1 protein-coding gene is annotated in these 1,042 nt (G+C 69.9%); it reads left to right on the top strand.

The annotated features are described in order from the left end of the window. Positions 1–111: 111 nt before the first annotated feature. Positions 112–1,032 (top strand): IS5 family transposase, encoded by a 921-nt coding sequence (locus QSK21_RS35855; RefSeq protein WP_285702213.1) that lies wholly within the window; start codon positions 112–114, stop codon positions 1,030–1,032. The last annotated feature ends 10 nt before the right edge of the window (positions 1,033–1,042 follow it).

Below are 1,042 nucleotides of genomic sequence, written 5' to 3'. Positions count from 1 at the left end.
TAGGCCGTGTTTAAGAAGTCTTGTCCCGGGTCGGCATGTCGTGTCTGGAGATGAGTGAGGTCTCCGGTAGATGGATCAACGACCAAGAAGACCATCTACACGGAGACCTCGGTGGCCAGGGTATCGATTGGAGCGCGCAAAGATCTGACCGACCGGCAGTGGCGGGTGCTGGGGCCGCTGCTTCCCCGTCCCAAGCGGCCGGGGCGACCTCGCAAATGGACGCGCAGGCAGTTGGTGGACGGCGTGCGGTGGCGGGTACGGGCTGGTGCGCCATGGCGGGATGTGCCCGAGCGGTACGGGCACTGGCAGTCGGTCTACGGGCTGTTTCGGTGCTGGCAGCGTGCTGGGGTGTGGCCGCTGATCTGGGCGAGGCTGCTGGCCTTCGCCGACGCCGCGGGGCTGGTCGGGTGGTGGGTGTCGGTGGACTCCACCGTCTGCCGGGCGCACCAGCATGCCGCGGGCGCCCGCCACGATGCCGCCGCCCAGGCCGAGCCGCCCGGCGGGATCGGCCGCCCAGAACCACCGGATCATGGGCTGGGCCGCTCCCGGGGCGGCCTGACCACCAAGATCCATCTGGCCGCAGAGCAGGGCCGCAAGCCGATGGCGGTGCTGCTGACGGGTGGGCAGTGCGGCGACAGTCCGCAGTTCACCGCGGTGCTGGAGCGGGTGCGGGTCGCCAGGCTCGGGCCGGGACGCCCGCGGACCCGGCCCGAGCGTGTCCTGGCCGACAAGGCTTACAGCTCCCGCGCCAACCGGGCCTACCTGCGGCGCCGGGGCATCCGGGCGACCATCCCGGTCAAGGACGACCAGCAGGCCCACCGCAAGGCCAAGGGCTCGGCCGGCGGACGACCACCGGCGTTCGACCCCGACGCCTACCGACAGCGCCACGCCGTGGAATGCGGCATCAACCTGCTCAAGCAACATCGGGCGGTGGCCACCCGCTACGACAAGCTCGCCGTCCGCTACCAAGCCACCATCCAAGTCGCCACGATCGACATCTGGCTGCGAGCCCTGTCCAACACCACTTTCTAAACACGACCTA

The sequence above is a fragment of the Actinomadura sp. NBRC 104412 genome, from assembly GCF_030269515.1.
GTDB lineage: Bacteria > Actinomycetota > Actinomycetes > Streptosporangiales > Streptosporangiaceae > Spirillospora.
Note: the sequence above shows the minus strand (reverse complement) of the source record. Positions and strands in the feature narration are given on the sequence as shown.